This is a genomic window from Streptomyces sp. NPDC002156 (assembly GCF_053593675.1).
Genome location: NZ_JBSFDA010000071.1, coordinates 43,158 through 50,613, shown reverse-complemented (window position 1 = coordinate 50,613; position 7,456 = coordinate 43,158). Strand labels below are relative to the sequence as shown.

The following is a 7,456-nucleotide window of genomic DNA, read 5'->3' as shown; positions in this document are numbered from 1 at the left end:
GTTGGGGGGACGCCGACGAGATCGGCACCCTCAACCTCATCACCGACCAGGTCGTCCGCGAGGCCACCGCCGTCCCCCCCTTGGCCCCGACCACCGTTGACCACTCCGGCGCCGACGTTGCACCTGACCGCCCCGGCCTGCACGTCACCCGCCGTAGCCCGGCGTACGGCACAGCTCCCGGTTCCTCCCACCGCTGTCCCGCTCCTGACCAGCGCTTCCGGGCCAGTCACGGACCGAACCCCCGACTCGCCCCGCAGGTACCGCGCCCTGGCTGACGCGATCCCGCCGCTGCATGGAGTGCTCGACGAGACGGTTGGCCTGCTCCCGAACGCCGTCCAGGAACCCTCCTGAGCAACCGCCACGAGGAGACGGGCGACCTGGGCCCTGAGGTCAATCAGCGGCCCTGGTCGCGTCGGTGAAGGCACGTGCGCGTCGGGTGATCTCCGGCCAGTCGCCCGCGGCCACGACGGCCGGCGGTACGACCTCCGAACCGGCGCATACCGCGCGTGCCCCGGCCGTGAGGAAGTCGGCCGCGTTGTCCGCGTTGATGCCGCCCGAGGCCACCAGCGGTACGTCCGGGAAGGGGCCGGCCAGGTCGCGGAAGTGGCGGGGGCCGAAGGCGCGGGCGGGGAAGATCTTCACCGCCGCCACGTCGAGGTCGAGTGCGAGGCCGACCTCCGTGGGGGTCAGGGCGCCCATGACGACCGGTATGCCGGCCGCCGCTGCCGCCCGGGCGACGCTTGGGCGGCAGCCGGGGGTGACGAGGTACCGGGCTCCCGCCTCGATCAACTCCTCTGCCTGATCAGCGGTCATCACCGTGCCGGCGCCGACGCCGTCCCGGCCGTCGGCCACCGCGCGGCGCAGATGCGCGGCGAGTCCGGGGGTGGTGCGGGTGAACTCGATCCAGTGGATGCCGCCCTCGCGAAGGGCCTCGCACAGGGCCGCGCCGTCGGGGATCTCCGGGGCCCGGACTACGGCGATCACCCGGTCCTTCGACAACTGGGCGAGGAAGTCGGTGCTCATGGGGCCAGGGCTCCTTCACGTGTCTGTGGGTTCAGCGTGGGGTCGTGCGGGACCAGGCCGCGCCGTCCAGGGCCAGGTGGCGGTCGGTCTCCGGGCGCGGTGGCAGGGCGGGGACGTCGGCCCTGGTCCGTAGTGCCGCGGAGGCTGCCAGATGGCCGAGGCGCAGGCGGGAGCGTTCGTCGCGGTTCTCCAGTACGGCGGCCAGGTAGCCGGCGGCGAAGGCGTCGCCCGCGCCCACCGGTTCGACCACCCGGGTGGGCAGCGCGGGGACGAACGTACGGGTGCCGTCGGCGTAGGAGGTCGCGCCGTGTTCGGCGTCCTTGACGACGATCAGCGGGGCGGGTGAGAGCAGCTGCGCCACGTCGTCCGGGTGGGCGGTGCCCCAGAGGGCCTCGGCCTCGTCCCGTCCGACGAACACGATGTCGGCGGCGCGGGCGAGGGTCAGCAGACTCTTCGCGGCCTCCGCGGTGCCGCCCTGCCACAGTGCGGGGCGGTGGTTGACGTCGAAGGAGACGGTCGGCCCGCCGGTGGCGCGGTCGACGAGGATCGACTCCAGCAGCCGGGCGCAGCTGTCGGAGAGCGCCGCGGCGACGCCTGACAGATGCACGATGCGGGCGTGGCGCAGCGCGGGCAGCCGGGTCAGCTCGGGTCCCATCAGGGTGGCGGCCGATCCGCTCCGGTAGTAGTGGGTGCGGGTGCCGTTCGGGGTCGGGTCCTTGAAGTAGATGCCGGTCGGGCGGACCGGGTCGGTCTCCACCGCCGTCACGTCCACGCCGCGCGCGGCGAGTTCGGCCAGGATGCGGCGCGCGAACGGGTCGTCGCCCAGGCGGCTCACCCATGCGACGCGGTGACCGAGGCCGGCCAGCGTGCAGGCGACGTTGGACTCGGCACCGCCGATGGCCATGGCGAGTGTCGACTGCTCGGCGAGCGGGCCGCTGCCCGGTGGGCTGAGGACGGCCATCGTCTCGCCGACACACACGACGTCGGCCGCCTGTTCCTGTCCGTCGGCCGTACGGGGCGGGGGCGGCAAGGGCACGGGAATCTCCTGGTTCTCGGGAGGGCGACGTGTGGTCACGTGCGGGGGGTCAAGTGGCGGTCAGGCGGAGCATCACCTTGCTGCTCCCGCTGCCGGGGTCGGCAGCGACGGCCAGCGCCTCCTCCGCCCGTTCCAGCGGGAAGCGGTGGGTGATCACCGGTGTCACGTCCAGACCGTCCCGCAGCGCGAGCAGGGCGTCGTCGATCTCCTCGACGAAGCGGTAGGAGCCGATCCAGGTGATCTCGCGGGTCACCAGGTCACCGAGGGCGGCGGACACCGCCGTACCGGGGAGGTTGCCGACCTGGACGAGCGTGCCGCCGCGAGCCGTGGCCCGTAGCACCGGGCCGAGCGCGGACGGGGCGCCGGACGCCTCGAAGACCACGTCCACGTCCTCGGGCAGGCCCTCGCCGCGGGAGATGTCGCGGGTCTCGTCGGCGCCCATCGCGCGGGCGACGGCGAGGGAGGAGGCGGACAGGTCGGCGGCGATGACGGTGCCCGCCCCGTGGTGTCTGGCGGCGGCCACGACCAGGGAGCCGATCGGGCCCGCTCCGTTGACCAGGACCGTCCGGCCGCGCAGCGCCGGGACCCGGCCCACGGCGTGCAGGGCGACGGCCAACGGTTCGGCCAGGGCGCCCTGTTGGGTGTCGACGCCGTCCGGCAGTGGTCTGACCTGGGCCGCGCGGACCGTACGGTATTCGCTGAACCCGCCGTCGGTGTGCGGGGCGAAGGCCGCCGAGCCGAAGTAGCGGATGTGCGGGTAGAGGTTGGTGCGTCCGGCGATCCGGTCCGGCAGGACGCCGTCGCCGACCAACTGGGCCGGGTGGACGGTGACCTGCTGTCCCTCGTGCAGACCGGTGACCCCGTCGCCGAGTGCGGCGATCCGGCCCGCGACCTCGTGGCCGAGCACCAGCGGGTGTGAGAGGGAGGCGGTGCCGGATGCCCCGTTCTTCCAGTACGCGATGTCGGATCCGCAGATCCCGCCCCACTCCAGGGCGAGCAGCACCTCGTCGGCGCCCGGCACCGGCCGGGCCCGCTCGTCGACGCGTACGTCGCCGGGGCCGTGCACCACGACCGCCCTCATACGGCATGAACTCGTACGGCACGGACTCATACGGCGTCCTCCAGTCGGACCAGGTCGCGTCCCCGTGTCTCGGGTGCCAGGTACGCGCTGACGAAGGTGATGAGCGAGTAGACGACGAGCATCACCGCGATGGGCCACCAGCTGCCGGTGACGGCGGTGAGCGAGGCCGCGAGGACCGGGCCGATCGCGGTGGTGAGGATGCCGCCGATCTCCTTGGCGAGGGCGAGCTGGGTGAACCGGGTGCGGGAGCCGAAGAGTTCGGCCATCGTCACGCTCTCCAGGGAGAAGAGGCCGAGGACGCCGATGTTCAGGCCGAGGACCATGCCGAGCATCAGCGCGGGGGTGGAGCCGGACGTGATGAGGAACATCACCGGGAAGGCCATGACGACGGTCAGCAGCGAGAGCGCCATGTAGAGCGGGCGGCGTCCGAAACGGTCGCCGAGCATGCCCACCGCCGGCACGGTGGCGAAGCCGAGGAGTGAGCCGTAGACGATCGCGTCCGTGGGGATGGAGCGTCCGACCGAGAGGTTGGTGGCGATGTAGCCGACCAGGAACGTCTGGATCAGCCCGGAGTTGCCCGCCTGGCCGAGGCGCAGCCCCAGCGCGAGGAAGAACGCCCTGCCCTTGCGCTGGCGGATGCCCGCCGCGAGGACGCTGCTCCGGTGCTCGTCGACGGAGGAGACTGCGGCGATGGTGGACTCGACCTCGCTGCGGTCCATCGCCACACCGTCGACGACGTCGGGGCGTTCCTCGAAGACCGGGCTCTCCTTGAGGCCGCCGCGCAGCCAGACCGCGAAGAGCATGAGGACGAAGCTCAGCAGGAACGGCAACCGCCAGCCCCAGGAGAGGAGTTGGTCCTCGCTGAGTACGCCGATCAGGATGGCCCACAGCCCGGAGGCGGCGAGAGTTCCGGAGTTCGTGCCGAGCGACACCAGCGAGGCGATCAGCCCGCGCCTGCGTACGGGGGCGTACTCGGCGAGCAGCACGGTGGCCCCGGCGATCTCCGCACCGGCGCCGAAGCCCTGGATCAGCCGCAGCAGGACGAGCAGGCTCGGCGCGAGGATGCCGATCGTGGCGTAGGTGGGCAGGGCGCCTATGAGGGTGGTGGACGCGCCCATCAGCAGGATCGTGATGACGAGGACCTTCTTGCGGCCGATCCGGTCGCCCATCCGGCCGAAGTAGATGGCACCGGCCAGCCGGGCGACGTAGCCGACGCCGTAGGTCGCCATCGCGGCTATCAATCCGATCGCGGGGCTGACGTCCGGGAAGAAGATCTTGTTGAAAACGATCGCCGCGGCCAGCGAGTACAGCTGGAAGTCCATGAACTCCATGGCCGTACCGAGCCAGCCGGAGACGGCGGCCTTGGTGAGATCGCGTGTGGTTCGCCGAGCGGGGGGAGCGGTCTCCGCGAGGGTGGGGCTGTCGTGCATCGTGAACTCCGTTGTTCGTATGCCGTGTTGGGGACGCGGGGCGGGAACGAGATGGGGGACGGGCGGGGCGGGGGCTCAGATCTCGATGCGTCCGGCCTGGAGGGCGGGGAGTCGGCCGGCGATCGCGGTGGTGAGTGCGTCGTCGTCGGCCAGGTCCGTCGAGCCGAGGGCGCGCAGCAGTGCGCGGACCGTCTCCACAGGGGTGGTGCCCACGTCCCAGCAGGCGGCGAAGGTGTCGGCCGCGGGGTCGGTGAAGGTGCCGGGTGGGCGGGTGCCGAACACCCAGGCGGCGAGGGCGAGTTCGAGTACCGGGGCGCTGGTGCCCCGGGCGCGCAGCGTGCGCAGGGCGGGCAGCCAGCGCTCCGGGATCTTCAGGGATCCGTCGGAGCCGATCTGCCGCAGCAGATGGTGCATCGCGGGATTGCGGAAACGTACGACGAGGTCGTCGGCGTACGCGCTCGGATCGGGGCCGCCCGCCGGGAGGGTGGGGGCGACCTCCGCGCACAGAGCTCGGACGAGACGCTCGCCCCAGTCGGTCGCCATGGTGTCGGCGACGGTGGTGCGGCCGGCTGCCGTGCCCAGGTACGCGAGCGCCGAGTGGGAGCCGTTCAGCAGTCGCAGCTTGGTGAGCTGATACAGCGTCACATCCCTGACGAACAGGGCGCCGTCCCGTTCCCACGGCGGCCGGGGCGCCGCGAAGGAGTCCTGCAGCACCCACTGCCGGTACGGCTCGGCCGTCACGGGCAACTCGTCGCGTACGCCGAGTGCGGTCGCCGCGGCCACCCGGTCAGCCTCGCTCACCGCGGGCACGATCCGGTCGACCACCGTCGCGGGGAAATCGACGGTCTCGGCGATCCGGTGCAGGATCCGGTCACGGTCGGGCCAGTCGGACGCGTCGACGAATTCCCGTACGACCCGGCTCAACACGGCACCGTTGTCCGCCATGTTGTCGCAGGACACGACGCTGATCGGCGCACCGCCCGCCCGGATCCGCGCCGCCAGCCCGGCGGCCAGCCGCCCGAGCACGGTGGTGAGCGGCCCGTCGGGGTCCGCGACGAGGTCGGCGGCGACGGCGGCCGTGTCCAGCCCGCCCGTGGACGCGAGCCGGTGGTAGCCCTTCTCGGTCACGGTGAGCGTCACCACCGTCACCTCCGGATCGGCGAGCAGGGCGTCGACGGCCTGCGCGTCGGGCCCCATGGCCAGCGCGTCGACCACCGCGCCGACGACCCGGGTGCGCGGGCCCTCCGGGCGGCGCTCGGTGAGCGAGTACAGGAAGTCCTGCTCTCGCAGGGCCCGTACGATCTCCGCCGACCTCGGCGCCACGGCGGTGATGCCCCAGGGCTCGCCGGACAGGGCGGCGGCGTTCTCGGTGTAGACGGCCTGGTGGGCGCGGTGGAAGGCGCCGAGTCCGAAGTGGACCACGCGGGTGCGCAGTTCGGCGGGGTCGACCGCGGGCCGGGCCTGCGGGGCGAGCGGCGTCGTACGGCTCAGAGGCTTCGTAGGGTTCGGTCGCGCGTTCACCAGTCGTGCACCGACCCGTCGAGGCGGCGCGCGACCGGGAGATAGCGCTGCTGGTACGGGAAACGCTCCGCGGCCTTCTCGTCGTACTCGACGCCCAGGCCTGGCTCCTCGGACGGGTGGAGCATGCCGGCGGAGAACGTCACGCCGGTGCGGAACACCTCGGCGGCCTCGTCGGGGTGGCCCATGTGTTCCTGGATGCCGAAGTTCGGCACGGCGATGTCGAGGTGCACGGCCGCCGCCATGCTGACGGGAGAGAGGTCGGTCGCGCCGTGCGAACCGGTCCGCACCTGGTACAGCGCGGCGAGGTCGAAGATCCGCCGTAGGTGGGTGATGCCGCCCGCGTGGACGACGGTGGTGCGGACGTAGTCGATGAGCTGCTCGGTGATCAGGTCCTTGACGTCCCAGATCGAGTTCATCACCTCGCCGACCGCGATCGGTGTCGTGGTGTGCTGCCGGATGAGGCGGAACGCCTCCTGGTTCTCGGCCGGCGTCGGGTCCTCCATCCAGAACAGCCGGCACTCCTCGACGCTCTTGCCGAAGCGGGCGGCCTCGATCGGGGTGAGCCGGTGGTGGATGTCGTGCAGGAGGTGGAAGCCGAAGCCGAAGCGTTCCCGGACGGCTTCCAGATAGGTGGGCGCGAACCCCAAGTAGGCCTCGGTGTCCCACGGTTGCTCGTCGGGCAGCTCGCTCGCGGCCGGTTCGTAGACCTTGCCCTTGCGGACGCCGTAGGTGCCCCCGACGTCGGGCACGGCGGCCTGGGCGCGGACGGCCTTGTAGCCCAGCTCCAGGTAGCGCTCGACGTCGTCGAGCAGTGAGGGTACGTCGGTGCCGCTGGCGTGCGAGTAGACCAGGACGCCGTCCCGCGACCGGCCGCCGAGGAGCTGGTAGACGGGCAGTCCGGCGGTCTTGCCCTTGATGTCCCAGAGTGCGGTGTCGACGGCGGCGATCGCGGTCATGGTGACCGGCCCGCGCCGCCAGTAGGCGCCCTTGTAGAGGTACTGCCACATGTCCTCGATACGGGCGGGGTCCTTGCCGATCAGCAGGGGGACCACGTGATCGCGCAGATAGCTGGCGACGGCCAGCTCACGGCCGTTCAGCGTGGCGTCACCGAGGCCGGTCACGCCGTCCGTGGTGGTGATGCGCAGCGTGACGAACGTGCGCCCGGGAGAGGCGACGAACACGTCGACGCGCTCGATCTTGCTCACGGGTGACTCTCCTTCGAGGGTGCGTGCGACTAGTCGGCCAGTACTTGTATACAAGCATGTGTCGTGAAGTGGCAATGGTCGTGGCGCCACGTTTTCACGCCCCCTGCCCCGCCGCGGGCTCCGCAGCTCACGGGCACGCACCCACCGATACGATGGCCGC

6 protein-coding genes and 1 pseudogene are annotated in these 7,456 nt (G+C 71.9%); 1 reads left to right on the top strand and 6 read right to left on the bottom strand.

Annotation, left to right across the window (positions count from 1 at the left end):
• Positions 1 to 275: pseudogene (locus ACWCRB_RS26625) on the top strand (hypothetical protein); the annotation flags it as partial.
• Between the two features lie 115 nt (positions 276 to 390).
• Here ACWCRB_RS26625 and ACWCRB_RS26620 read toward each other — a convergent pair.
• From ACWCRB_RS26620 to manD, 6 genes are all read right to left on the bottom strand, one after another.
• Positions 391 to 1,023, bottom strand: coding sequence for a bifunctional 4-hydroxy-2-oxoglutarate aldolase/2-dehydro-3-deoxy-phosphogluconate aldolase (locus ACWCRB_RS26620; protein ID WP_450998438.1), 633 nt, complete (start codon positions 1,021 to 1,023; stop codon positions 391 to 393).
• 31 nt (positions 1,024 to 1,054) lie between these two features.
• Positions 1,055 to 2,059, bottom strand: a complete 1,005-nt coding sequence (locus ACWCRB_RS26615; RefSeq protein ID WP_450998437.1) for a sugar kinase — start codon at positions 2,057 to 2,059, stop codon at positions 1,055 to 1,057.
• 49 nt (positions 2,060 to 2,108) lie between these two features.
• On the bottom strand, positions 2,109 to 3,140 hold the full coding sequence (locus ACWCRB_RS26610) for an L-idonate 5-dehydrogenase (RefSeq protein WP_450998436.1): 1,032 nt from the start codon (positions 3,138 to 3,140) through the stop codon (positions 2,109 to 2,111).
• 26 nt (positions 3,141 to 3,166) lie between these two features.
• Positions 3,167 to 4,570 (bottom strand): MFS transporter, encoded by a 1,404-nt coding sequence (locus ACWCRB_RS26605; protein WP_450998435.1) that lies wholly within the window; start codon positions 4,568 to 4,570, stop codon positions 3,167 to 3,169.
• A gap of 75 nt (positions 4,571 to 4,645) precedes the next feature.
• Positions 4,646 to 6,091 (bottom strand): mannitol dehydrogenase family protein, encoded by a 1,446-nt coding sequence (locus tag ACWCRB_RS26600; protein ID WP_450998434.1) that lies wholly within the window; start codon positions 6,089 to 6,091, stop codon positions 4,646 to 4,648.
• A complete protein-coding gene (gene manD / locus ACWCRB_RS26595; RefSeq protein ID WP_450998433.1) occupies positions 6,088 to 7,296 on the bottom strand; it encodes a D-mannonate dehydratase ManD in 1,209 nt (402 codons plus the stop codon). Before manD ends, ACWCRB_RS26600 begins: the two co-directional genes overlap by 4 nt.
• Positions 7,297 to 7,456 lie beyond the last annotated feature (160 nt).